Origin of the sequence: Aromatoleum sp. (assembly GCF_032027225.1) — a bacterium.
Lineage (GTDB): Bacteria > Pseudomonadota > Gammaproteobacteria > Burkholderiales > Rhodocyclaceae > Aromatoleum.
The window spans coordinates 261165-283690 of record NZ_JAVSMM010000002.1 but is presented as its reverse complement, the minus strand read 5'-3'; the positions used below and the strand labels follow the sequence as shown (position 1 = coordinate 283690).

Annotated in this window: 20 protein-coding genes; 7 read left to right on the top strand and 13 right to left on the bottom strand. The window is 67.8% G+C overall.

The features are described from left to right. The first annotated feature begins 6 nt into the window (after nucleotides 1-6). A complete protein-coding gene (locus ROZ37_RS04500; protein WP_312657839.1) occupies nucleotides 7-717 on the top strand; it encodes a PRC-barrel domain-containing protein in 711 nt (236 codons plus the stop codon). Nucleotides 718-790: 73 nt separating this feature from the next. Here the strand turns inward: ROZ37_RS04500 and ROZ37_RS04495 are convergent, their stop codons facing one another. The 9 genes from ROZ37_RS04495 to ROZ37_RS04455 all read right to left on the bottom strand — a co-directional run bounded on the left by ROZ37_RS04495 (nucleotide 791) and on the right by ROZ37_RS04455 (nucleotide 11737). Further along, a complete protein-coding gene (locus ROZ37_RS04495; RefSeq protein WP_312657838.1) occupies nucleotides 791-2101 on the bottom strand; it encodes a sorbosone dehydrogenase family protein in 1311 nt (436 codons plus the stop codon). 54 nt (nucleotides 2102-2155) lie between these two features. Further along, nucleotides 2156-2554, bottom strand: coding sequence for a nuclear transport factor 2 family protein (locus ROZ37_RS04490; protein ID WP_312657836.1), 399 nt, complete (start codon nucleotides 2552-2554; stop codon nucleotides 2156-2158). Between the two features lie 153 nt (nucleotides 2555-2707). Continuing rightward, nucleotides 2708-3529: a c-type cytochrome gene (locus tag ROZ37_RS04485; protein ID WP_312657835.1), complete on the bottom strand. Its 822-nt coding sequence runs from the start codon at nucleotides 3527-3529 to the stop codon at nucleotides 2708-2710. Next, entirely contained in the window at nucleotides 3526-3903 is a 378-nt protein-coding gene (locus ROZ37_RS04480; RefSeq protein WP_312657833.1) for a c-type cytochrome, read from the bottom strand. The genes ROZ37_RS04485 and ROZ37_RS04480 overlap by 4 nt, the downstream gene beginning before the upstream one ends. Before the next feature lie 41 nt (nucleotides 3904-3944). After that, complete coding sequence (locus tag ROZ37_RS04475; protein ID WP_312657831.1) at nucleotides 3945-4244, bottom strand: MHYT domain-containing protein; 300 nt, start codon at nucleotides 4242-4244, stop codon at nucleotides 3945-3947. Beyond that, nucleotides 4241-6748, bottom strand: a complete 2508-nt coding sequence (locus ROZ37_RS04470) for a cbb3-type cytochrome c oxidase subunit I (RefSeq protein ID WP_312657829.1) — start codon at nucleotides 6746-6748, stop codon at nucleotides 4241-4243. Before ROZ37_RS04470 ends, ROZ37_RS04475 begins: the two co-directional genes overlap by 4 nt. A 47-nt stretch (nucleotides 6749-6795) precedes the next feature. Continuing rightward, entirely contained in the window at nucleotides 6796-7719 is a 924-nt protein-coding gene (locus ROZ37_RS04465) for a c-type cytochrome (protein ID WP_312657827.1), read from the bottom strand. Continuing rightward, on the bottom strand, nucleotides 7716-10649 hold the full coding sequence (locus ROZ37_RS04460; RefSeq protein WP_312657825.1) for an FAD-binding and (Fe-S)-binding domain-containing protein: 2934 nt from the start codon (nucleotides 10647-10649) through the stop codon (nucleotides 7716-7718). The genes ROZ37_RS04465 and ROZ37_RS04460 overlap by 4 nt, the downstream gene beginning before the upstream one ends. Further along, complete coding sequence (locus ROZ37_RS04455) at nucleotides 10631-11737, bottom strand: enolase C-terminal domain-like protein (RefSeq protein WP_312657824.1); 1107 nt, start codon at nucleotides 11735-11737, stop codon at nucleotides 10631-10633. Before ROZ37_RS04455 ends, ROZ37_RS04460 begins: the two co-directional genes overlap by 19 nt. Nucleotides 11738-12241: 504 nt before the next feature. Between ROZ37_RS04455 and surE the strand changes: the two genes are divergently transcribed. Genes surE through rpoS form a run of 4 tightly spaced genes read left to right on the top strand, consistent with a single transcriptional unit; the run spans nucleotide 12242 to nucleotide 15471 of the window. Then, nucleotides 12242-12985, top strand: coding sequence for a 5'/3'-nucleotidase SurE (surE, locus tag ROZ37_RS04450; protein WP_312657823.1), 744 nt, complete (start codon nucleotides 12242-12244; stop codon nucleotides 12983-12985). Next, a complete protein-coding gene (locus ROZ37_RS04445) occupies nucleotides 12982-13638 on the top strand; it encodes a protein-L-isoaspartate(D-aspartate) O-methyltransferase (RefSeq protein WP_312657822.1) in 657 nt (218 codons plus the stop codon). Before surE ends, ROZ37_RS04445 begins: the two co-directional genes overlap by 4 nt. Beyond that, nucleotides 13635-14525 (top strand): peptidoglycan DD-metalloendopeptidase family protein, encoded by an 891-nt coding sequence (locus ROZ37_RS04440; protein WP_312657821.1) that lies wholly within the window; start codon nucleotides 13635-13637, stop codon nucleotides 14523-14525. Before ROZ37_RS04445 ends, ROZ37_RS04440 begins: the two co-directional genes overlap by 4 nt. Before the next feature lie 10 nt (nucleotides 14526-14535). Then, entirely contained in the window at nucleotides 14536-15471 is a 936-nt protein-coding gene (rpoS, locus tag ROZ37_RS04435; RefSeq protein ID WP_312657820.1) for an RNA polymerase sigma factor RpoS, read from the top strand. A gap of 165 nt (nucleotides 15472-15636) precedes the next feature. Here the strand turns inward: rpoS and mltB are convergent, their stop codons facing one another. The 4 genes from mltB to ROZ37_RS04415 are packed head-to-tail and all read right to left on the bottom strand — an operon-like array spanning nucleotide 15637 to nucleotide 20474. Continuing rightward, the gene (mltB, locus tag ROZ37_RS04430; protein WP_312657818.1) at nucleotides 15637-16647 is read right to left on the bottom strand and encodes a lytic murein transglycosylase B; all 1011 of its coding nucleotides are present in this window, start codon (nucleotides 16645-16647) and stop codon (nucleotides 15637-15639) included. After that, the gene (locus ROZ37_RS04425; protein WP_312657816.1) at nucleotides 16644-18590 is read right to left on the bottom strand and encodes a DUF3488 and transglutaminase-like domain-containing protein; all 1947 of its coding nucleotides are present in this window, start codon (nucleotides 18588-18590) and stop codon (nucleotides 16644-16646) included. Before ROZ37_RS04425 ends, mltB begins: the two co-directional genes overlap by 4 nt. Further along, nucleotides 18583-19557, bottom strand: coding sequence for a DUF58 domain-containing protein (locus ROZ37_RS04420; protein WP_312657815.1), 975 nt, complete (start codon nucleotides 19555-19557; stop codon nucleotides 18583-18585). Before ROZ37_RS04420 ends, ROZ37_RS04425 begins: the two co-directional genes overlap by 8 nt. After that, nucleotides 19557-20474, bottom strand: coding sequence for an AAA family ATPase (locus ROZ37_RS04415; protein ID WP_312657813.1), 918 nt, complete (start codon nucleotides 20472-20474; stop codon nucleotides 19557-19559). The genes ROZ37_RS04420 and ROZ37_RS04415 overlap by 1 nt, the downstream gene beginning before the upstream one ends. 133 nt (nucleotides 20475-20607) lie before the next feature. On the opposite strand from ROZ37_RS04415, the gene ROZ37_RS04410 reads away from it, so the two are divergent. Further along, nucleotides 20608-21534 (top strand): histone deacetylase family protein, encoded by a 927-nt coding sequence (locus ROZ37_RS04410; protein ID WP_312657812.1) that lies wholly within the window; start codon nucleotides 20608-20610, stop codon nucleotides 21532-21534. A gap of 105 nt (nucleotides 21535-21639) precedes the next feature. Further along, nucleotides 21640-22518 carry a 4-hydroxy-tetrahydrodipicolinate synthase gene (gene dapA, locus ROZ37_RS04405; RefSeq protein WP_312657811.1) on the top strand — a complete coding sequence of 293 codons (879 nt, stop codon included), beginning with the start codon at nucleotides 21640-21642 and terminating at the stop codon, nucleotides 22516-22518. Nucleotides 22519-22526: the final 8 nt, after the last annotated feature.

Here is a 22526-nt window from a genome sequence, read left to right as displayed (position 1 = left end):
AACGACATGCTTCTCGAGGCAAAAGGCGAACTGTTCGGCAAGCATCTCATCGCGACCGACGGCCGGATCGGGTCGGTGCGGGACGTGTATTTCGACGACCAACGCTGGGTGGTGCGCTACCTCGTAGTCGATGCCGGCATCGGCGTGCCAGGACGGAAGGTCCTGATTTCGCCCGCGTCGATCCGCCGGGACGGTACCGGCGAAAAGGACATCGCGGTCACGCTGACCTGCGAGCAGGTCCGCAACAGTCCGGGGCCGGACGAGCATCAGCCGGTGTCCCGTCAGTTCGAGGAAGCGCACGCCAACTACTACGGCTATCCGTTCTACTGGGATGGACCTTACCTTTGGGGCTCGTCGCAACATCCGATCACCGGCGAGCCGTCCGTGACGACGCCGCCCCACGGAGCGTCCCCGCGCGAGCGCACACAGGAATTGAAGGAAGCGGAACAGCAGGCGCGCGAGTCGCACCTGCGCAGCAGCGACGAAGTGATCGGCTATCGGGTCGTCGCGACCGATGGTCCGATCGGTCACGTCGAGGATTTCGTCGTCGATGAAACGAACTGGTCGATCCAGCGGATGATCGTCGATACGCGCAACTGGCTGCCGGGCAAGCACGTGCTGGTGCCGGTCGGTGCCGTCGACAAGGTGGACTGGACGACGCGCGAAATGCGGCTGAAGGTCACGCGCGAAGAAGTCGAGGACGCGCCGCGCGCATAGCGCCGGGCGTGCGGCGGCGGGGAGCGGCCCGCTGCGCTGCAAAAACTGCTGACGGTTTGAAAGCCTTGCCGATTCAACGCGGCGAAACCCGCCAGATCACGTTGCCGACGTCGTCGGCAACCAGCAGCGCACCGCGGCGGTCGATCGCGACGCCGACCGGCCGGCCATACGCATCCCCATCGGGGGACAGGAAGCCCGTCAGCACCTCGATCGGCTCGCCGCTCGGCATGCCGTTCGAAAACGGCACGAAGACGACCTTGTAGCCGCTCGGCGGTCGACGGTTCCACGAGCCGTGCAGCCCGATGAAGGCGCCGTCGCGGAACGGCGGTGGCAGGGCGCTGCCTTGGGCGAACGCGAGGCCGAGCGGGGCGCTGTGCGGGACGAGGGCATAGTCGGGTTTGACCGCGCTTGCGACGAGGTCGGGGCGCGGCGGCTCGACGCGGTCATCGACGTGGTCGCCGAAGTAACTGTAGGGCCAGCCGTAGAACGCCCCATCGGCGACCGACGTGAGGTAGTCGGGCACGAGGTCGCTGCCGAGTTCGTCGCGTTCGTTGACGACGGTCCAAAGCTTGCCGGTGCCCGGTTCGAAATCGAGGCCGTTCGGATTGCGCAACCCGCTCGCCAACACTCGGTGCTCTCCGGTTTTCGTGTCCACTTCCCAGATCGCGGCGCGCCCTGCTTCGGCTTCGATACCGTTCTCCGCGACGTTGCTGTTCGATCCCGTCGTCACGTAGAGCTTCGAGCCGTCGGGGCTCGCGATGATGTTTTTCGTCCAGTGATGGTTGATCGGGCCGGCCGGCAGATCGACGAGCTTCGTCCCGGGCGCGGTAATCGACGTCTGCCCTTCCTCGTAGGGAAAGCGCACGACGGCGTCGGTGTTTGCGACGTACAAGTCGCCGCCAACGAGCGTCATGCCGAACGGCGAGTTGAGTCCCGAGAGAAACGCGAAGCGGCCTTCCGCCGTGCCGTTGCCGTCCGCATCACGCAGCAGCGTGATCCGGTTCGCGCTCGGCACGCCCGCGCCGGCGCGTTTCATGACCATCTCCATCACGCGGCCCTTGATCCCTTTGCCGTCTCCCGGCCGTTCCGGCGCGTTCGTCTCCGCGACGAGCACGTCCCCGTGGGGCAGTACGTAGAGCCAGCGCGGATGATCGAGCCCGGTCGCAAACGCGTCGACGCGCGTGCCCTCGGGGCTTGCCGGCTTCACGCCGGCCGGCCAACCTGCCGCGGGAGCGATGTCGACGGTTGGAATCAGCGACTTCGTCGGCGGCGGTAGCGTCGGATTCGCTCCGATGCTCGCCGATGGCGGAAGCTGCGCTTGGTCCGCGCACGCGGCCAGTCCGAACGAAAACACGACGGATAGGAGGAGCGGGCAGCGATCCATGATCCTTCTCCTGGCAAGATTCCGATTGGCGGGCGGCCCCGCGCTGGCGACTGTTCAGACGCTGGCCGCCGAGGCCGCGGGCGGCGTGTCCGCGTCGTTGTCGGACTCGACCGTGTAGTGGATCGTCATGATCTCGATGCGGTCGTTGCGGATCAGAAAGCTGTCGGCTCCGTCGCGCACCCGGCTGCCGCGACCCGTCGCCGTCCATTCGAGAAACGCGATTTCGCCGTGGGTCACACGCCGGATGTAGCGATATTCGGCTTCCGGGACTTGGCGGGCGAGCAGTGCGGCGGCTTCGCGCACGCCGTCGTGCCCGTCGAACCGGCCGAACGACGTCAGCAGCACGCAGTCCGGCGCGAAGTTCGCCTTCAGATCGGCTTCGACGTCATTGCGGGTCGCGCAATCGAGGTGATCGTCGAAGACTTCGGCGGTGCTGCGGTCCATGCGGTCCATCGGTTCTCCGTCCTGTCTGTCCGGTCACTGCTTGACGGCGCGGGCGGAGCTTCTCCCGCTGTGTCGTCGTTCGTCGCCCTCGCGGCCGGAAAAATGCAATCGGTGTTCCTCGGGCTCTCGTACTCCATGACCGCGCCGGGGCCCGGAACGCGCCTAGTCCAGTGTGGCGAGATAGGCGGCGAAGTCGCGCGCGTCCTGCTCGCCGACGCCGAGATCGGGCATCGCGCTCGCGGGATTGATGTCCTGCGGCGCGCGCAGCCAGTGGATCATGTTGTCGGGCTCGTTGCGCAGCACGCCGGCGATGTAGGTCCGGCTCCCGATGCCGTCGAGCGGCGGTCCGACCGGGGCGTTGGGGCCGACGAGCCCGGGAATCCGGTGGCAGGTCACGCAGGCATATTGCTGCATCGCCGTTTTGCCGCGTTCCGGATCGGGCCGGTTGCGCACTGGCATTTCCTGGGCGCGCCCGGGCGGGAGCGCAGCGGTGAGTTCGTCGTAATCGCGCGGCGACAACTCGGGCAGCTTCTCGACGAATGCGACGACCGCCCAGAGGTCGGCCTCGGCGAGCCGGAACTGCCACGCGGGCATGCCCGTCATCTTGATGCCGTTGCGCACCACCCAATAGAGGTCGGCCGGCGGCCACTCGCGGGCGGTGTGAGCGAGGTTCGCAGGTGCCGGCGTCAGGCCGAGCGCGAACGGCTCGGGCGCGACGCCGGGCGCGCCGTGGCACTGCACGCAGTGAGCGTCGTAGAGCGAAAGCCCGCGCTCGAGCATCGGCGGTGCGTCGAGCGGCGGCACGACGATCTCCGCCGCTCGCCGCGCGATCGAGCGGCGCATCGCCACGTCGAGGATCCGATAGGTCGGCGCGAGGTGCTGATCGGTCGCGGAGATATCGTAGAGGCCGCCGTAGATGACGGCTGTGGCTGCGACGGCGAGCGTCGCTGCAGTCGCGGACAGCGCGAGAAGGCCGCGTTTCATTTCAAACCCTGAAGGTAGGCGACGATGTCGCGCGCCTGCCCTTCGGCGACCGGCAGGTCCGGCATCGCGGTTTCGGAGTCGAACTGCTTCGGGTCGAGGATCCACCGAACCATGTTTTCGGGCGTATTCGGCAACACCCCGCCGAGATACACGCGCTTCCCGACGCCCTCCAGCGACGGGCCGACGTTGCCCCGCGCCGAGGCGACGCCGGGGATGCGGTGGCAACTGCCGCAACCGAACTGGCGCAGCAACAGGCGTCCGTTGTCGGGGTCGCCGCCGAGCGCCGACGGGGGCTTATCGCCGCAACCGGCGAGAGCGAGGCAGACGACGGTGACGATCCGACCGAGCGCATGTTGGGCGCACCTCGCTCGCACACGCGGCGGGCAAAGCGAGCCGCAGGAAAGGTTCTGGTCCCTCATTGGCAAGGCGTGACGACGACAACCGGTACGGCTTCCCAGACGATCGCGAGCAGCGCGAGCGCGGCGAGCCCGCCGGTCATCCACGACTCGAACCCTTGCGGCTTGCGCAGTTCGGCGATGACGATCAGCGCGCATGCCGCCGCGGCGACGAGTGTCGCGAGCGCGACCGCCAGCGGCACCGGGCCAGGGAGCCGGCGCGCGCAGGCGACGGCTGTGAAGCCATAGATCGCGGCGAAGTGCAGCGCCCAGATGGCGACGCCGGCGAGCATGCGCAGGCGGGCAAGATCGGCGTTCATCCGAGCATCCGTGGAAAACCATGCGCGACGGCGACGCCGACGAGGCTCTGGCCGACGGTGTAGTGCCAAAACAGCCGGGCGTTGTCGAAGGTCACGCGGCGCACACGGTCGAGCTTGCCGCGTGCCGCCCGCGCGAGCGTGAACAGCGCCAGCGTGACGACGACGAGCGCCTGGAAGCCGGCGAGCGACGCCAGGAGCCAGACGACCGCGCCGTAGGCCGACGCCGTCGGTGCAAAATCGCGCTGCGCCCAGATCTCGACGGCGAGGGCGGCGATGAGGAAAAGCAGGCCGGTGAAGAGCGGCGCGCCGATGCGCCGCGGGCCGGCGGAGAGTCGGCGGTTCGCGAGTCCCACCGCGAGACTGCTCGCGCCGAGCAGCAGCGCCTCGGCGAACGGATAGGCGAGGCCCGGCAGCTGCGCGGGCCTCGGCCACGTCCACGGCGCGACGGTCCACAAGTAGAGGTAGGAGAACAGCGCGCAGCCGTAGAGCGCGGCCGAGACCAGGAGCAGCACGACGACGCCCCACCACGACTGCGAGCGCGGGCCGCTGATGTACGCCGGGAGGCGGATGCCGCCGCCGATGTCGACCGGTGCGGCGAGCGGCGCCGGGTCGAGTTCCCAGGCCCAGTGCAGCATGCCGGCGATCGCGATGACGCCGCAGACCGCCGCGGGCACGACGAGCTTCACCGTCAGCAACAGGAAGAACGCGGCGGTGAACCACGCAGCGACCAGCGGCGCCCAGCCGGGGATCGGCATGCGCAGCAGGAACTCCGGCTTCGCGTCGAGCGCGCTCGTGACGATGGTCTCGCGCCCGCCGGTCGGCGCGCCGGGCAGATAGTAGTGGCCCGCCTCCACGTCCGCGGCGAGGTTCGGCTGGTCCCACAGCGGTTCGCGGCTGGTGACGACCGGGATGCTGCGGTTCGAATAGTTGCCGTTCGGCAGCCATTCGAGCGTGCCGGCGTTCCACACGTTGCCGGCGTTGTCTTCGGATGCCATGCGGAACTTCCGCGCGACATCGACGATGAAGACGAGCACGCCGGCGGCGATCAGGAACGCGCCGACCGTAGATACGAAATTGGGCGTCTCCCAGCCGTAGCCCTCGGCGTAGGTGTAGACCCGCCGCGGCATCCCGGCGAGACCGGTGAGGTGCATCGGGAAGAACGCGACGTTGAATCCGACGAACATCAGCCCGAACACCCAGCGCCCGAGCCGCTCCGACAGGCGATGACGGCTCGTGTAGGGCATCCAGTAATAAAAGCCCGCGAACAGCGGAAACACCATGCCGCCGATCAGCACGTAATGCAGGTGGGCGACGATGAAGTAGCTGTCGTGCGCCTGCCAGTCGAACGGGATCACCGCGACCATCACGCCGGTGAGTCCGCCGAGCACGAAGGTGAACAGGAAGCCGAGGACGAAGAGCGCCGGCGTCGTCATCTTCATGCGCCCCCGGCCCTGCGCGAGCGTCGCGATCCACGCGAACACCTGGACGCCGGCCGGAATCGCGACCGCCATGCTCGCCGCCTGGAAGAACGACAGCGACAGCCGCGGGATGCCGGTCGCGAACATGTGGTGCACCCACAGGCCGAAGCTCAGGAACGCGGTCGCGGCGAGCGCCAGCGCGACGTAGCGGTAAGCGACGAGCGGCGCCTGCACCAGCGTCGGGACGATCATCGACACCATGCCGGCGGCCGGCAGGAAGATGATGTAGACCTCGGGATGGCCGAAGAACCAGAACAGGTGCTGCCACAGCAGCGGGTCGCCGCCGAGCTCGGCGAGGAAGAACGGCCAGCCGAATGCGCGTTCGAGTTCGAGCAGCGCGGTCGCGAGGATTACCGCGGGGAACGCGAAGATGATCATCACCGCGAACACCAGCATCGCCCATGCGAAGATCGGCATCCTGCCGAGCGTCATCCCCGGCGCGCGGGTGCGCAGCACGCCGACGACGATTTCGACCGCGCCCGCGATCGCCGAGATCTCGATGAAACCGATCCCGAGCAGCCAGAAATCGGCGTTGTAGCCCGGCGAGTAGGTCTCGTTCGTCAGCGGCGGGTTCATGAACCAGCCGCCGTCAGGCGCCCAGCCTTTGAAAATGCTCAGGAAGAACACCAGCCCGCCGACGAAATAAGCCCAGAACGCGTACGCGGACAGCCGCGGGAACGGCAGGTCGCGTGCGCCGAGCATGTTCGGCAGCAGCAGGATGCCCATCGCTTCGACCGCGGGCACGGCGAACAGGAACATCATGATCGTGCCGTGCATTGTGAAGAACTGGTTGTAGCGGTCGGGGCCGAGGAAGTCGTTCTCCGGCACCGCGAGCTGCACGCGCATCAGCAGCGCGAGGATGCCGGCGAGCACGAAAAACAGGAACGCCGCGCCGACGTACAAGATGCCGATGTAGTTGTTGTTGATGACGGTAATGAAGCGCAGGCCGCGCGGGGTCCTCCAGAGCCGCCGCAGTTCGTCGATTTCGCCCTCCGGTCGCGGCGCGGGATTGGGCAGCGTCGTCATTCGAGGCGGAGGCGCAGGCTGGGGCACGCGGAGAGGTTCTCGGACATCTACTTCAGCGTCCCGAGCCAGGCGGACAGCGTGCGAAGTTCATCGCCGTCCAGATCGCGGATTTCCGGCATCAGGTTGCCCGGCTTCATCCGCTGGTTGCCCGCGATCCAGCCTGCGACCGTGCCCACGTGATTGGCGCGGATACCGGCTCCGAGCGACAGGCGGCTCGCGAAATGCGTCAGGTCGGGGCCGAGCTCCCCTTCGGCCGCAGTCCCGCGCAAGGTGTGGCACGACGCGCAATGGGCAAGAAAGAGTTCCTTGCCCTCGGCCGCCTGCGCATCGTCGATGCCTTGCTGCGGTTCGCGCTGTGCTGCCCGCCACGCGTCGAAACGCGCTGGATCTTCGGCGACGACGAAAAGCGCCATCTGTGCATGCGGCCCACCGCAATACTCGGCGCACTGGCCGCGGAACGTCCCCGCCTGATCGGCGGCAACGCGCAGACGATTGTCCTTGCCCGGGATCAGGTCGAGCTTGCCCGCGAGCGCCGGCACCCAGAAGCTGTGCAGCACATCGGCCGAGCGCAGCCGGAGCTCGACCTCGCGTCCGACCGGGATGCGGATCTCGTTGGCCGTCGCGAAGTCGGGCGCGCCGTCGCCGTCGAGATAATTCACCTCCCACCACCACTGGTGGCCGACGACTTCGACGACGATGTCCGTGGGCGTGGCGCCGGCCTGCCGCGGCGCCGCGACGAGCGCGTAGGCGAGCAGCGCCGACAGCACGACGACCGGAAAGACGATGCCACCGGCGACGACGAGGCGGGTACTGGCGAGCCAGGCCGGCGGCCGGAGCAGCGCGAGCGCGGCGATAACCAGCACGATCGCGAAGATCAGCGCGCCCCCGGCGACGAGGACCCAGGTGATTTCCGCGATCGCCGCCGCTTCCGGACCACGCGGAGCGAGGGCGGACTGGAGCCCGACGCTCACCGGCGCCGCTCCGACGGACCCACGCCGGCCGGCTTCGCGACCATTGCGAGGCGCAGCACCTGCGCGAGATGCACCGGGCGGCGCGGTGTCGTCTGCAGGATCTGTTCGCGGCAGCTGAACCCGTCGGCGATGATCATCGTGGGGTCCGCGGCCTCGCGGACCGCTGGCAGCAGCACGCGTTCGCCGCAGCACAGCGAGACTTCGTACTTCGACTTCTCGAATCCGAACGAGCCCGCCATGCCGCAACAGCCCGAATCGAGGATCCGGAAATCGAGGCCGAGCTTGCCCAGCAGCGCGACGTCGGCGTCCATCCCGAGGATCGCCTGCTGGTGGCAGTGCGCGTGCACCAGCGCCTCGCCGTGGAGCGGCGCGAACGGGAAGTCGGGCGCGTGCCGTTCGAGGAATTCGGCGAGCGGGAGAACCAGCCGGCTCAGCCGCATCGCCTGTTCGTTGCCCGGCAGGATCTCGGGCAATTCTTCGCGAAAGACGGTGACGCAGGCCGGCTCGAGACCGACGATGGGGATGCCCTCGCGGATCTCGGCGTCGAGCGTGTCTAGGATGCGAACCAGGTATTCGCGGGCGCGGTCGAGCATGCCGAATTCGTAGAGCGGGCGCCCGCAGCACAGGTGGACGCGCGGCACGCGCACCTCGAACCCGGCACCGTCGAGGACTTCGGCGGCCGCGTGCGCGACTTCGGGGTGGAAGTAGTTGTTGAACGTGTCGGGCCAGAGGATCACCGGCATTCCCGTGCCGCGCCGATTGCTGAAAGTATGCGTGAAGGGCTTCGCCGCGAAGGCTGGCAGCGAGCGCTGCGGTGCGATCCCGATCGCCCGTTTCGCGATCGTGGCGAACGGTTCGTGCTGCGAGAAGTAATTCGCGACACGCGGCGCGCGGGAGGCGAGCCGCGCCCAGCGGTCGATCATTCCGAACGCGTAGGCCGCCGCCGGCCGCCGACGTCCTTCGTAATAGCGCGACAGGAACTCGGCCTTGTACGTCGCCATGTCCACGTGCACCGGGCATTCGCCCTTGCAGCCCTTGCACGACAGGCACAGATCGAGCGCCTCCTTGACGGCCGGTTCCTTCCAGCCGCCGGTGATCGTTTCGCCGCGCAACATCTCGAACAGCAGCCGCGCGCGACCGCGCGTCGAGTGCATTTCCTCGCCGGTCGCCATATAGCTCGGACACATCACGCCGGTCTTGCCGCGGCATTCGCCGACCCCGACGCAGCGCAGCAGCGCTCGCGCGAAGTCGTTGTTGTCCGAACCGTATGCGAATTGCGTCGCGACGCGCGGAGGATCGTAGGCGACGCCCAGGCGCAGATTCTCGTCGGCGCGGTGCGCGTCGATCACCTTGCCGGGGTTCATCCGGTTGACCGGATCCCAGATCGCCTTGAACTCGCGAAACGCCTGCATCATCTGGTCGCCGTACATGATCGGCAGCAGTTCCGCCTTCGACTGGCCGTCGCCGTGCTCGCCGGATATCGACCCGCCGAGCCGCGTCACGAGCCGTGCGGCGGCATGGATGAATTCCCGGAACTTGCGGATGCCGTCGGCGGTTTCGAGGTCGAAATCGATGCGCGTATGCACGCAGCCCTGGCCGAAGTGCCCGTACAGATCGCCTTCGTAGCCGTGCTTTTCGAGCAACGCGCGCAGCTCGCGCAGGTATTCGCCGAGCCTCTCGGGTGGTACCGAAGAGTCCTCCCAACCCTCCCACGTGAGCGGCTTGTCCGGCAGGTGTGCGGTCGCGCCGAGCCCGGACTCGCGGACCTTCCAGAGCTGTCGTTGCTTTTGCGGATCGTGGTAAAGCGCCATCTGCGGCGGTTGCGCCGACTGCCGCAGCCGGTCCATCAAGGCCTGCGCGCGTTCGTCGGCTTGCGCGCCGTCGGCGCCGCCGAACTCGACGAGCAGCCAGCCGGCGCCGTCCGGCAGCAGATCGATGTTCCGCGGGTGGATGTGCATCGCCTTCATGTCCGACACGAGCCGGTCGTCGAAGCCTTCGAGCGCGATCGGCCCGGCTTCCATGACCATCGGAACGTGATCCGCGGCCTCGAAGACGCTCGGGTAACCGAGCACGAGCAGCGTGCGCGCCGGCGGCCAGTCGACGAGTCGAAGCTTCGCTTCGAGCACGGTGACGCAGGTGCCCTCGGAGCCGACGAGCGAGCGGGCGACGTGGAAGCCGTTCTCGGGCAGCAGTGGCGGCAGGTTGAAACCCGAAACGCGCCGCGGGATCGGCGGAAAGCGGCGGCGGATCTCGTCCGCATGGCGAGCGGCGAGGTCGCGCAGGCCGCGGTAGATGTCCGCCCGCCGGCCGCCCTCGCCGACGATGCGTTCGAAGGTCTCGTCGTCGGTCGCGCCGACCGTCATCCGCAGGCCGTCGTAGGTGAGGATGTCGAGCTCGATGACGTTGTGCGTCGTCTCGCCTCCCATCACCGAATGCGGGCCGCAGGAATTGTTGCCGAGCATGCCGCCGAGCGTGTTGTGCGTATGGGTGGCGGGATCGGGCGCGAACGTGAGTCCGTGCGGCTCGGCCGCGTGGCGCAGGTCGTCGAGGACGACACCCGGCTCGACCCGCGCGAATTTGTGCTCGACGTCGATTTCGAGAATGCGGTTCAGGTACTTGGAGAAATCCATCACGACCGCGACGTTGCAACACTGGCCGCACAGGCTCGTGCCGCCGCCGCGCGACAGGATCGGTGCGCCATGCTCCCTGCACAGCGCTACCGTGCGCACGACGTCATCGACGCTGCGCGGAATCACGACGCCGATCGGCGGCTGCCGATAGTTCGACGCGTCGGTCGCATAGAGCGCGCGACTGCCGGCATCGAAGCGGACCTCGCCGGCGATCTCCCCGCGTAGTTCGCGCTCGAGCGCCTTCGCATCGACTCCGCCGCGCCGCGATAACGCGCTGATATCTACGGGTTCCTGAAGCATCGTGCGTCCTGTTCCTTGAAAGCGAGGCCAAGGCCGGGCCGGTCGTCAGGCGCGGAGAGCAGGCCGTCGATCGGCTGCACGGCGCCGTCGAACAGGAGCTGCTCGATGCGCACGTGATCGTGGAAATACTCGAGATGGATTGCCGGGCCCGCGGCGCAGCAAAGCGGCAGATGCAGGGACGGCGCGCAGTGGCTCGAAAGCGGCACGTGAAAGGCTTCGCACAGCGCCGCGACGCCGAGGAAGCCGGTGATTCCGCCGCAGCGCGTCGCGTCGGCCTGCAGGACATCGACCGCCTGTGCTTCCAGCATCCGCCGGAAGTACGTCGCGTCGTAGCCGTATTCGCCGGCTGCGATCGCCATCCCGGCGGGCCCGCGGTCGCGCAGCAGCCGCAGCCCGGCGAGGTCGTCCGACGACACCGGTTCCTCGAACCACGCAACCCGCAGTTCGGCCGCGCGCTCGGCGAAGAAGAGCGCCTGTTTGCGCGTATAGGCGCCGTTCGCGTCGATGAAAAGCTCGGCCCCGTCGCCGATCTCGGCCCTCGCCGCGGCGATCCGCCTGAGGTCGGCGCCCGGCTCGCGTCCCACCTTCATCTTGACGCGCGCGATGCCCCGTCGGACCCATTCGCCGAGCTGTGCCTGCAACTCGTAGTCGGAATAGCTCGTGAAGCCGCCGCTGCCGTACACCGGAATGGCGTTTCGCGCCTTGCCCAGCAGCGCCCCGAGCGGCAAGTCGAGGCATTTCGCCTTCAAGTCCCACAGCGCGCTGTCGATGATCGAGATCGCCATCGAGCAGATTCCCGGTCGCCCCAAGTTGCGGATTGCGGCAACCATGTCACGCCAGTGCGCAGGAATCGCGAGCGCGTCGCGGCCATCGAGCTGCGGCGCCAGCGTGTCGTGAATGAGGCGGGCCGTCGCCCGGTCGGCATATCCATAACCGAGCCCTTGCCGTCCGCCGCCGCTCACTTCGGCCACGACGAGCGTCGTCGCGGTCCATTCCAGCGTGCCGTCCGACTCCGGTCGGTCGGTCGGAATCGTGTAGCTGGCGACGACGACCGATTCGACCGGTGCAGCGCTTTCCCGGGCGGGCATGCTTCGATCAACCTGCCGCCGCGGTCGGCAGTGAGCGGGCCCGGCGTCGGAGCATGCACGTCCCAGCGCGGGTGCCGGCACCGCCTGACCGAGTCGAAGACCGAGCGCGTTCGCTGCCGCGCCGCCGGTACGCGAACCGCTGCTGGCGGCGCCCCGCGCCGGCGCGTCCCGGACCGCGATCACCGCAACTTCCGCTCATCACCTTCTCCCGTCGCTTCTGCGCGACGCGAACCGCAAGAAAGGTGCCGGTGACAGGCAGGTGACGCCGCGAGCGGCATTGGTAAAAGCTACTCGCGGCCCCTCGAGCGATGTAAAAAGTTCGGCTGCCGCTCGAGCGGCCGGCGAGCGGGACTAGCCGCCCCGATCGACGAGTTTGCCGCAGCCGCTGCGGGCGGTCGCTGCGCACGCGGGGCTGAGAGCCGTGTGCCGCTGTGCTAAGATCCTCCGTCTTCGGCGATACAACGGGCACGGCCTTCAGCACGTGCCGCTCCGAACGGAACAAGCATGCGGATTCTGGTCAGTAACGACGACGGTTATTTTGCGCCCGGCATTGCCGCGCTCGCGCAAGCGCTGCGCGAGGTCGGTGAGGTCACCGTCGTCGCGCCCGAGCGCGATCGCAGCGCAGCGAGCAATTCCCTCACCCTGGACCGGCCGCTGTCGCTGCGGCGCTCGGCGGACGGGTTCTACTTCGTCAATGGCACCCCGACCGACTGCGTCCACCTCGCCGTGACCGGGATGCTGGATCATCTCCCGGACATGGTCGTGTCGGGCGTGAACCACGGCGCGAACATGGGTGACGACACGATCTACTCGGGAACGGTCGCCGCCGCCACCGAGGGCTATCTGCTCGGCGTGCCGTCGATCGCGATTTCGCTCGTCAGCAAGGCGGCGACGGACTTTTCCGCTGCCGCGCGCGTCGCGCGCGATCTCGCCGAACGTTTCACGCGCGCGCCGTTCCAGCACCCGATGCTGCTCAACGTGAATGTTCCCGACCGGCCCTACGGCGAACTCAAGGGCACCCGCATCACCCGCCTCGGCAAGCGGCACAAAGCGGAGCCGGTGATTCGCAGCGTCACGCCGCGCAACGAGACCGTTTACTGGATCGGCGCCGCGGGCCAGGCATCCGACGCGGGAGAGGGAACGGACTTCAACGCCGTCGCGGAAGGCTACGTCTCGGTCACGCCGCTGCAGATCGACCTCACCCACAACGGCCTCATTCCTGCTGTCGGCGAGTGGGTTCGTAGATGACTCTGCATTCGCGGGACGCCGGCCAAGCGGCCGGACGGGCGCGCGGCCGCATGGTCGAGCGCCTGCGTGGACAGGGAATCACCGACGAACGCGTCCTCGCGGCGATGATGCAGGTGCCGCGGCACAAGTTCGTCGACGAGGGCCTCGCCTACAGCGCGTACGACGACACCGCGCTCCCGATCGGCTACCAGCAGACGATTTCGCAGCCGCTCGTCGTCGCGCGGATGATCGAGATCCTGCGCGCCGGACGCGAGCTGGGACGAACCCTGGAAGTCGGCGCCGGCTGCGGGTACCAGGCGGCCGTGCTGTCCTTCCTCGCCACCGAGGTGTACGCCGTGGAGCGGATTCGCCCTCTGCTAGACGTCGCCCGCGAAAACCTCCGGCCGTTGCGGCTTCCCAACGTGCGACTGAAATGTGCCGACGGTAGCCTCGGACTGCCGGAGGCAGCCCCCTTCGACACCATCATCGTCGCGGCGGCGGCCCCGAACGTTCCGTCTTCGCTGAAGACGCAACTCGCGTCCGGCGGCAGGCTCATGATGCCGCTCGGGGCCGCGGATCAGCGACTCGTGATGGTCGAACGTCAAGGTAATGTTTTCAAGGAGAGCCGGCACGAGGCCGTTCGCTTCGTGCCCTTGCTGACTGGAACGGAATGACTCATCAAGACAATTCGAACGCACCGCGATTTCTCACACTCGTCCTTTTTGCCGCGCTGCTGGCCGGCTGTGTCGCACCCTCGCCGGCCCCGGTTCGGGACACCACGCCGCCCTCGTCGCAGCGCGGCGCGGTCGCGACGCCTCCGTCCGCGAACGGCCAACCGGTACACATCGTCCGCCCCGGCGACACCTTGCTCGGGATCGCGCGCAATTACGGGGTCCAGACGAAGGACTTGATCGCGTGGAACCAGCTTGCCGATCCGAATCAGATCCACGTCGGCCAGGAGATCCGTGTCGGTCCTCCCGCCGGGACGACGGTGCAGCCGATCGCGATTGCCCAGCCGATCGAGATGGAGCCCGGCACGGAGAGCGCCAAGGCGACGGTCAAGCAGGAACCGCGGGGCGGCAAGCAGCCGTACAGCGACGAAGCATGGGCCGCAATCCAGCCGAAGGCCCCGGTCGCACCGGCGCCGTCTCAGCCTTCCCCGGCACCGGCGACGGCGAACGGCGCGACTACGTCGGATCCGGTATGGCTGTGGCCGGCGAACGGCCAGATAATCGGGACGTTCGACGAAGCGTCGAACAAGGGACTGGACATCGCGGGCAAGCCCGGGGACTCGGTGATCGCTTCGGCCGGTGGCAAGGTGGTGTATTCCGGTAGTGGGTTGCGCGGCTATGGAAAACTGGTCATCATCAAGCACGACGCGAACTACCTCACCGCCTATGCGCATAACCAGCAACTCCTGGTGAAGGAAGGGGAGTCGGTCGCGAAGGGTCAGAAAATCGCCGAACTCGGAAGTACCGACGCGGATCGCCCGAAGCTTCACTTCGAGATCCGCAAGCAGGGACGTCCAGTCGATCCGATGAAGTATCTGCCAGCACGCTGACGAGGAGGCTATGTACGATCCGGTGAGTCGTGACGATGCTGATAGTCAGGAACCGGATCTGCCTCCCGAGGTGGAGGTGTTCGTCGAGCGGGCCGCGCCGGCCTTCGAGAACGAGTTTCTCAGCGACGTCACCCAGATCTACCTGAACGAGATCGGCGCGAATCCGCTGCTGACGGCCGAAGAAGAGGCCGCACTCGCGCGGCGCGTGCGGACCGGCGACTTTCCCGCCCGCCAGATCATGATCGAGCGCAACCTGCGCCTGGTCGTCAATATCGCGAAGCATTACCTCAACCGCGGGATTCCGCTCCTCGATCTCGTTGAGGAGGGCAACCTCGGCCTGATGCACGCGCTCGAAAAGTTCGATCCGGAGCGCGGCTTCCGCTTTTCGACCTACGCGACCTGGTGGATCCGCCAGAACATCGAGCGCGCGATCATGAACCAGTCGCGCACGATACGGCTGCCGGTGCACGTCGTGAAGGAACTCAACCAGGTACTGCGCGCGCAGCGCAATCTCGAGGCGTCCGGCAACGGCGAGTTCACCCTCGAGCAGGTCGCGTCACGGCTCGACAAGTCGGTCGACGATGTCCGCGCGATCCTGGCACTCAGCGAACATACCGCCTCGCTCGATGCCCCGCTCGACATCGACCCGACGCTATCCATCGGCGAGTCGCTTGCCGACGACCAGGCCGAGCCCCCCGATGCGCATATCCACGATGCTGAAGTCGAGTCGCTGATCCAGGAGTGGATCGGGATGCTGAACGAAAAGCAGCGCCTCGTGATCCGCCATCGCTACGGCCTCGACGAATGCGAGGTGATGACGCTGGAAGAGCTCGCGTCGCGACTGTGCCTGACCCGCGAGCGCGTGCGTCAGATCCAGCTCGAAGCGCTCGGCCAGCTGCGCCGGACCGTCAAGCGCCGCGGGATATCGCGCGACGAGCTGTTGTAAGCGATCTCACTATCCTCGATCGCGTTGCGTCGCGCGGTAGGAGCGCATCCGGCATCTCCGTCTCCATCCGATGCCTGCAGCCCGATCGCCGCTTCCCGCTACCGGGCGTCCGGCCACGAGGCGGCCCCGCCGGCAAGACGGGGCGCCCGGGCCGACGCGTGAAGTTCAGAGGCCGGTCGTCGCTGCCGTGCCCTGCGCTTCCCGCAACGCCTGCCCGAGCTGGAACACTGCCATCGCGTAGAAGCTGCTCTTGTTGTAGCGTGTGATCACATAGAAATTGCGGTAGCCGAGCCAGTACTCGGTGTTCATGCCCGGTGTCGCGAGGTCGACGAGCGTCGCCGTCGTGGCCGCCGGCGTGCCATTTGCCGCGCTGATGCCGGCTTGCGCGAGCATTTCGGGCGCGAGCACCGGCTCGATGCCGGCGTCGACGAGCGGCTGCGGGTCCGCACCGCCGATCTGGGCGGGCTCGGCGACCGGCTCCCCGCGTCGCCAGCCGTGTTCCGCGAGATAGCGCGCGACGCTGCCGATCGCATCGACCGGCCCGGATTCGAAGTCGATCCTCCCGTCGCCGTCGAAGTCGACCGCGTAAGCGCGGATGCTGCTGGGCAGGAACTGCGGATAGCCGATCGCGCCGGCGTACGAGCCCCGGTAGCTGAACGGATCGCGCTCCTGCTCGCGCGCCATCAGCAACAGGTTTTCGAGTTCGTGGCGGAACAACGGTCCGCGCGGCGGGTAGTCGAATGCGAGCGTTGCGAGCGCGGACACCGTTTCGAAGCTGCCGGTGTTACGGCCGTAAAACGTCTCTACGCCTAGGATCGCGACGATGATTTCGGCTGGAACGCCGTAGCGCTCGGCCGCCTCGCGCAAGGCCGTCTCGTTTTCCTGCCAGAAAGCGACGCCGTTTTCGATCCGCGACGCGTCCAGAAAGCGTGACCGGTAGCGCTGCCACGACCGAACTCCCGGATCGCCGGACGGCGTGATCAGCCGGATCACGCGCGGGTCGTGCTGGGCGCGGTGGAGCGCCGAGAGCAATTCGGCGGTGTCGAAGCCATGCTTTTCCGCCATCTCCTGCGCGAAGGATCGGACGTCCTCGCGCTCGAGGTAGGACGCATCGGACTGCGCCGGACCCGCGAGCAGCAGGGCCGCGAGCAGCGTGCCGGTAATCGTGGCCTTCATTGAAGCTTCAATCTCCTGATTTGCCGGGACAGTTCTTGAACTGCTCCCGGTTGGGCGAGTGGACCATAGCGCAGGCGCGCATAGCTCGCAGCGATCGCATGCAAGTCCGCGGCCTCCGCGGGAAAGGCGGTCGCGGCGCGCATGCCGTAGTCGACGGGGCCTTCCCACGACTGTCGCGCGACGCCGCGCTTCGCGAGCTTTCCGCAAAACGCGGACCAAGCCCGGTCGAGCCGGTCGGCGTCCTTCCGCTGCCGAAAGGCCCAGGCGAAGAGCAGCAGCATCAATCCTGCACCCGCCGCACCCAACAGGATGATGAGGGCTTGCCAATCGATACGGGGGAAGCCCAGCCGGGCGAGGAGTTCGCGCTGCCGGTCGGGATTGTATCCAAGAACCCACTGGTTCCAGGCATGGGACGCCGCTTCCCACTGGTTGCGCACCGCGAGCAGCCACGCGAACTGCGTGCGCCTCATGAAGGGCAGCGGTTCGCCTTCAGGTAGCGCCGCCGCGAGTCCGGCCTCGATCCGCCGCGGCGCGGCGAGAGCGGTCGGGTCGACGCGCGCCCATCCCCGTCCCGCGAGCCAGACCTCGGCCCAGGCATGCGCATCCGACTGGCGCACGACGAGGCTGCCATCGACGGGGTTGATTTCGCCGCCCTGATATCCGGTGACGACGCGCGACGGGACGTCTGCGGCCCGCATCAGGAACACGAACGCCGAAGAGAAATGCTCGCAAAAGCCGCGCCGCGTATCGAACAGGAACTCGTCGACGCTGTCCGCCCCAAGCCCGGGCGGGTTCAGCGTGTAGATGAGGCGGCTTGCCCGCAGGTGGGCGAGCGCGCGCTCGAGGATCACGGCGTGCGAAGCGCCGTCCGCCGCGAAGTCGCGGGCGAGCGCCCGAGTGCGCGGATTCGACGCGGCCGGAAGACGGCGCGCGGCGGCGAGAACGTCCGGATCCTCGTCGAGACCAATCCGCGCGGAAGGCGTCGCGACGAGGTCGAAGCGACTGCGGCTACGGATCGGCGCGTCGGCAAGCAGGCGATGGTCGCTCGTGTAGCGTGCCCCGCGGACGATGCCGGCAGGGTAGTCGAGCGCGAGCAGCCAGTTCTGCCCGTGAGGTTCGAGCGTGAGCCGGTAGTCGTAGGTCGGGCGGGTGGCGCGGTACGTTGGTAGCGGGGCGACGGTGTAGCTGCCCGGCCGCCACGTTCGTCCGTCGAACGTCGTCAGCACCGGTCCGCGCCAGTAGCGGTCGGCCGGCGGTGGCGGGGCGCCGCGGAATGCGGCACGGAATGCGATTTCGTCGGAGAGGCTGAGGTGACTGATCGATCCCGGCGACATCGAATCCGACAAGCCGGATAGCCCACCATGCGCATCGGCGGGCAAGCCCCACAGCGGTCCCTGCACGCGCGGGAACAGCACGAACAGCGCAATCATGAACGGAAGGCCCTGGGCGAGCAGCAGTGCGCCAGTCCTCAATCTCGGCCCGAGCGGCGCCGTCGTGTCGTGAAGACTCGTCAGCGTGACGATCGCGAACAGACTTCCGACGAGCGCGAGCGCAGCGATCGCGGGCGTCTGGCTGTAGAAGAACAGCCCGAGCTGCAGGAAAAAGCTCAGCAGCACGCAGGCGCGGATGTCACGTGAGCTGCGGCTTTCGAGGACTTTGAGGCACAGCAGCGCTGCGAGCAGCGCGACGCCGGGATCGCGGCCGAAGAAGTGGCCGAAATGCAGCCTGACGCCCCCCGCGGTCGCGACCGCGAGGAGCAGGATCGCGACGCGGTGGCCCGGCGCGCGCGTCTGCCACGGCAATTGCGATCGCCATGCGAGCAGCAGCGAGCAGATCGCCAGCAACCATGGCGGCAGGTGAATCGCGTGCGCCGCGAGGGTCGCGGCCGTCGCCGCCAGAAGCCAACGGGCCGGCGCGTAGTCGAGCGGGAGGAACCTATCCATGCGGCGCGTCCGGCAGACCGAACAGCGCAAGCCGTTTCAGGCAGGCTTCTTCGTGTGCCGGGCCGGAATCCGGGCCGTAGCGGCCGCCCGGCAGCCTCAGCGAGAAGGAGACCGCTGCGGCTGCCGCGGCGATGACCCACGCGGTGAGTCGGCTGAGCCGGGCTTCGACGTCGAGATCTTCCGGCAGCGCGTTCCAGTCGAGGGTCACGTCGCCCCCTTCCGCGCCGGCAAACTCCTTCGTCAGCATCGGCCCGCCGCGCGCGACCGCCTTCCATGCGACGTGGCGGGGCGAATCGGTGAGCCGATGCCTTCGCAGTCCCGCGAAATCCTCGTCGCCCGCTCGCCGGAGCCGCTCGCCCGAATCGCTTTGCACTCCTCGCGGCAAAGGAGGCGCGTCGCGTTCGGGGGCCGGATAGACGAGGCAGTCGAGGTCGGGGAGCAGCACGCACCACGCGCGGATCAGACCGAGCGGATAGCTGGTTTCGAGCACGACACGGCCCAGCCGCATCCAGCCGCGCTGCTCGCTCGGGACGGCCAGCAGGACGTCCCGCGTCTCGTCCGCCGCGAGTTCGAGCGGCGTATCCGCGCGCGGGGTTCCGATCTTCAACGCCGGCCGCCGAAACCTGCGCGCATTGTCAACGAGAAGATGGAACTGGGCCGTTTCTCCGGCAAACACCGCGGCGGCGCGGCCGGGTCGTACCGACAGGTCGAGCAGGTTGCGGAACGCATGGACCATGCTCGCAACCGCGACGCCCGCGAGCAGGAAAACGAGTGCGAAGCCGAGGCCGAGGTTGTAGTTGATCGACGCGATCAACATCACCAGCAGCGCGCCGGCGAAGCCGACGCCGGCACCGGTCGGCAGCACGAAGATGCGGCTCTGGCCCAGCACGATCGGCGACGGTTCGGGCGGCCCCGCACGGAGCAGCCACTGCGACAGGCGGTGGCGCAGCGTCGCGAGCCGCCGCATCAGGCGACCGGGACGCCGCGGACGATCCGGGTCATGACGTCGCTTCCGACCGCGCGCCCATCGGCGGCGAGATGCAGCCGATGCCCGGCGACGTGCGGAAAGACCGCCTGCACGTCTTCCGGCAACACGTGGTCGCGCCGGTCGATCAGCGCCCATGCTCGCGCCGCCGCGAGCAGCGCCAGTCCCGCGCGCGGGCTGAGGCCGACCGCGAGTTCCGGGTCCCGGCGCGTGCTCGCGAGCAGTGTCTGCACGTAGTCGATCAGCCGCTCGGCAACGGTGACGCCGAGCGCGGCGTGCTGCAGGTCGAGCAGATCGGAAGGACGGATGACCTGTTCCTGCCGCTCCAGCATCTGGCGCCGATCCACGCCCATCAGCAGGGCGCGCTCGGCGCTTCGGTCGGGATAGCCGAGCCGGATGCGCATCAGGAAGCGGTCGAGCTGGCTTTCGGGCAGCGGAAAGGTGCCGATCTGATGCGAAGGGTTCTGTGTCGCGATGACGAAGAAGGGCTCCGGCAGGACATGAGTCTGTCCGTCGGCGGTGACCTGCCGCTCCTCCATCGCTTCGAGCAGCGCGCTCTGCGTCTTCGGCGTCGCGCGGTTGATCTCGTCGGCGAGGATCAGCTGCGCGAAGATCGGGCCCGGGTGGAAGCGGAATGCGCCGGTTTCACGGTCGAAGACCGAGACGCCGAGGATGTCGGCCGGCAGGAAATCGCTCGTGAACTGGATGCGCTGGAACTGCAATCCGACCAGACGCGCGAACACGTGCGCGAGCGTCGTTTTGCCGACGCCCGGGATGTCCTCGATCAGTAGATGGCCGCGCGCGACGAGGCAGGTGAGCGCCAGCCGCAGCTCCCGCTCCTTCCCGAGAATGATGCGGCCGGCCGCTTCGAGAAGGTGCGTGGCGTGGCGGTGGGGCATGGTTCGGCGTACTGTGAAATTGGCGGTGAAGCGACGATAATAGACGACAAAGACCATCAGGCCGCGCCCGCAGCGGGACCGGCCAGTTCGAGGATCAAGGCGCGAGCATGCGCGCGCCGGATAGAGGGGGAGTATGACGACGACGGCGTTCATCACGCACCGCGAGTGCTGGCTGCACGACATGGGTGGTTTCCACCCGGAGTGTGCGGATCGGCTTGCGGCCATCAATGACCGGCTGATTGCCGCCGGCCTCGACCTCTACCTGTCGTTCTACGACGCCCCGCACGCGACGCCGGAACAGATCGCGCGGGCGCACCCCGAAAGCTACCTCGAGGAATTGAAGGCCAGCGTTCCCGAGCACGGCATCCGCCACCTCGATCCGGACACCGCGATGAATCCCGACACGCTGAAGGCCGCGCTGCGCTCGGCCGGCGCAGGCGTGCTGGCCACCGACCTCGTTCTGAAGGGCGAGATCGAGAACGCGTTCTGCGCGGTGCGACCGCCCGGTCATCACGCCGAGCGGTCGAAGGCGATGGGATTCTGCTTCCTGAACAACATCGCGATCGCCGCCCGCCACGCGCTCGAAGTGCACGGGCTCGAGCGCGTCGCGATCGTCGACTTCGACGTGCACCACGGCAACGGCACCGAAGACATCTTCCGCGACGACCCGCGGGTGATGATGACGAGCATCTTCCAGCACCCGTTCTACCCGTACAGCGGTGCCGACTGCACGTCCTCCCACATGATCAACGTTCCGGTCCCGGCCGGCACGCGCGGCGACACGTTCCGCCAGATCGTCAGCGACATGTGGGTGCCGGCGCTGCGCGAGCACAATCCGCAGATGATCTTCATCTCCGCGGGTTTCGACGGCCATTACGAGGACGACATGGGCTCGCTCGGGCTCGTAGAATCCGACTACGTCTGGGCGACGCAGCAGATCAAGGCGGTCGCCGAGGACTGCGGCCACCGGAACATCGTCTCGATCCTCGAGGGTGGCTACGCGCTGTCGTCGCTCGCACGCTCCGTCGTCGCCCACATCAAGGCGCTGGCCGATCTGTGAGGCCGTCCGCCGCCGACCCTGCGTCGGTGGACGGTACCTGGACCCGCACTATTCGTGGTGCGGCGATCGGGTAGAATCAGCGTCTTTAATCTTTCGGCCACTCCCATGATTACCGGATCGATTGTCGCCATCGTCACCCCGATGAACGAGGATGGCAGCCTGGATTTCCCCCGCCTGCGCAGCTTGATCGACTTCCATGTGGCCGAAGGTACGGACGGCATCGTCATCGTCGGCACGACCGGCGAGTCGCCGACCGTGGACGTCGACGAACACTGCGAGCTGATCCGGGTCAGCGTCGAACACGCGGCGGGGCGGATTCCTGTGATTGCCGGCACCGGCGCGAACTCCACGCGCGAAGCGATCGAGCTGGCGCGCTTCGCGGAGAAAGCCGGCGCCGCCGCGCATCTGTCCGTCGTGCCCTATTACAACAAGCCGACGCAGGAAGGTCTGTATCGGCACTTCCGCGCGATCGCCGAAGCGGTCGAGCTGCCGCTGATCCTGTACAACGTGCCCGGGCGGACCGTCGCCGATCTCGGCAATGACACCGCGTTGCGGCTGGCCGAAGTGCCGAACATCGTCGGCATCAAGGACGCGACCGGCAGCATCGACCGGGCGTGCGACCTCATCGAACGCGCGCCGCGAGAATTCGCACTCTATAGCGGGGATGACATGACGGCCGCCGTCTTCATCCTGCTCGGCGGCCACGGGACGATCTCGGTGACCGCCAACGTCGCACCGCGCGCGATGCACGAGATGTGCACCGCCGCGCTCGCCGGCGACGCCCGGAAAACACGCGAGATCAACGCTCGTCTCGTCCCGCTGCACCGCGACCTCTTCTGCGAGGCGAACCCGATCCCTGTGAAGTGGGCGGTGGCGCGAATGGGGCTGATCCAGGCCGGCATCCGCCTGCCTCTCACGACGCTGTCGCCGGCGCAGCACGAGCGGGTGCAACTCGCGATGCGTCGGGCCGGCGTGAATGTTTGAACCTTCGA

Coding starts and splice junctions, on each gene's coding strand:
- rpoS (WP_312657820.1), top strand. CDS start 14,536: ATGTACGATCCGGTGAGTCGTGACGATGCTGATAGTCAGGAACCGGAT.
- ROZ37_RS04460 (WP_312657825.1), bottom strand. CDS start 10,649: ATGCTTCAGGAACCCGTAGATATCAGCGCGTTATCGCGGCGCGGCGGA.
- ROZ37_RS04475 (WP_312657831.1), bottom strand. CDS start 4,244: ATGAACGCCGATCTTGCCCGCCTGCGCATGCTCGCCGGCGTCGCCATC.
- ROZ37_RS04420 (WP_312657815.1), bottom strand. CDS start 19,557: ATGCGGCGGCTCGCGACGCTGCGCCACCGCCTGTCGCAGTGGCTGCTC.
- surE (WP_312657823.1), top strand. CDS start 12,242: ATGCGGATTCTGGTCAGTAACGACGACGGTTATTTTGCGCCCGGCATT.
- ROZ37_RS04425 (WP_312657816.1), bottom strand. CDS start 18,590: ATGGATAGGTTCCTCCCGCTCGACTACGCGCCGGCCCGTTGGCTTCTG.
- ROZ37_RS04455 (WP_312657824.1), bottom strand. CDS start 11,737: ATGCCCGCCCGGGAAAGCGCTGCACCGGTCGAATCGGTCGTCGTCGCC.
- ROZ37_RS04415 (WP_312657813.1), bottom strand. CDS start 20,474: ATGCCCCACCGCCACGCCACGCACCTTCTCGAAGCGGCCGGCCGCATC.
- ROZ37_RS04495 (WP_312657838.1), bottom strand. CDS start 2,101: ATGGATCGCTGCCCGCTCCTCCTATCCGTCGTGTTTTCGTTCGGACTG.
- ROZ37_RS04445 (WP_312657822.1), top strand. CDS start 12,982: ATGACTCTGCATTCGCGGGACGCCGGCCAAGCGGCCGGACGGGCGCGC.
- ROZ37_RS04440 (WP_312657821.1), top strand. CDS start 13,635: ATGACTCATCAAGACAATTCGAACGCACCGCGATTTCTCACACTCGTC.
- dapA (WP_312657811.1), top strand. CDS start 21,640: ATGATTACCGGATCGATTGTCGCCATCGTCACCCCGATGAACGAGGAT.
- ROZ37_RS04410 (WP_312657812.1), top strand. CDS start 20,608: ATGACGACGACGGCGTTCATCACGCACCGCGAGTGCTGGCTGCACGAC.
- mltB (WP_312657818.1), bottom strand. CDS start 16,647: ATGAAGGCCACGATTACCGGCACGCTGCTCGCGGCCCTGCTGCTCGCG.
- ROZ37_RS04470 (WP_312657829.1), bottom strand. CDS start 6,748: ATGACGACGCTGCCCAATCCCGCGCCGCGACCGGAGGGCGAAATCGAC.
- ROZ37_RS04490 (WP_312657836.1), bottom strand. CDS start 2,554: ATGGACCGCATGGACCGCAGCACCGCCGAAGTCTTCGACGATCACCTC.
- ROZ37_RS04500 (WP_312657839.1), top strand. CDS start 7: ATGCTTCTCGAGGCAAAAGGCGAACTGTTCGGCAAGCATCTCATCGCG.
- ROZ37_RS04485 (WP_312657835.1), bottom strand. CDS start 3,529: ATGAAACGCGGCCTTCTCGCGCTGTCCGCGACTGCAGCGACGCTCGCC.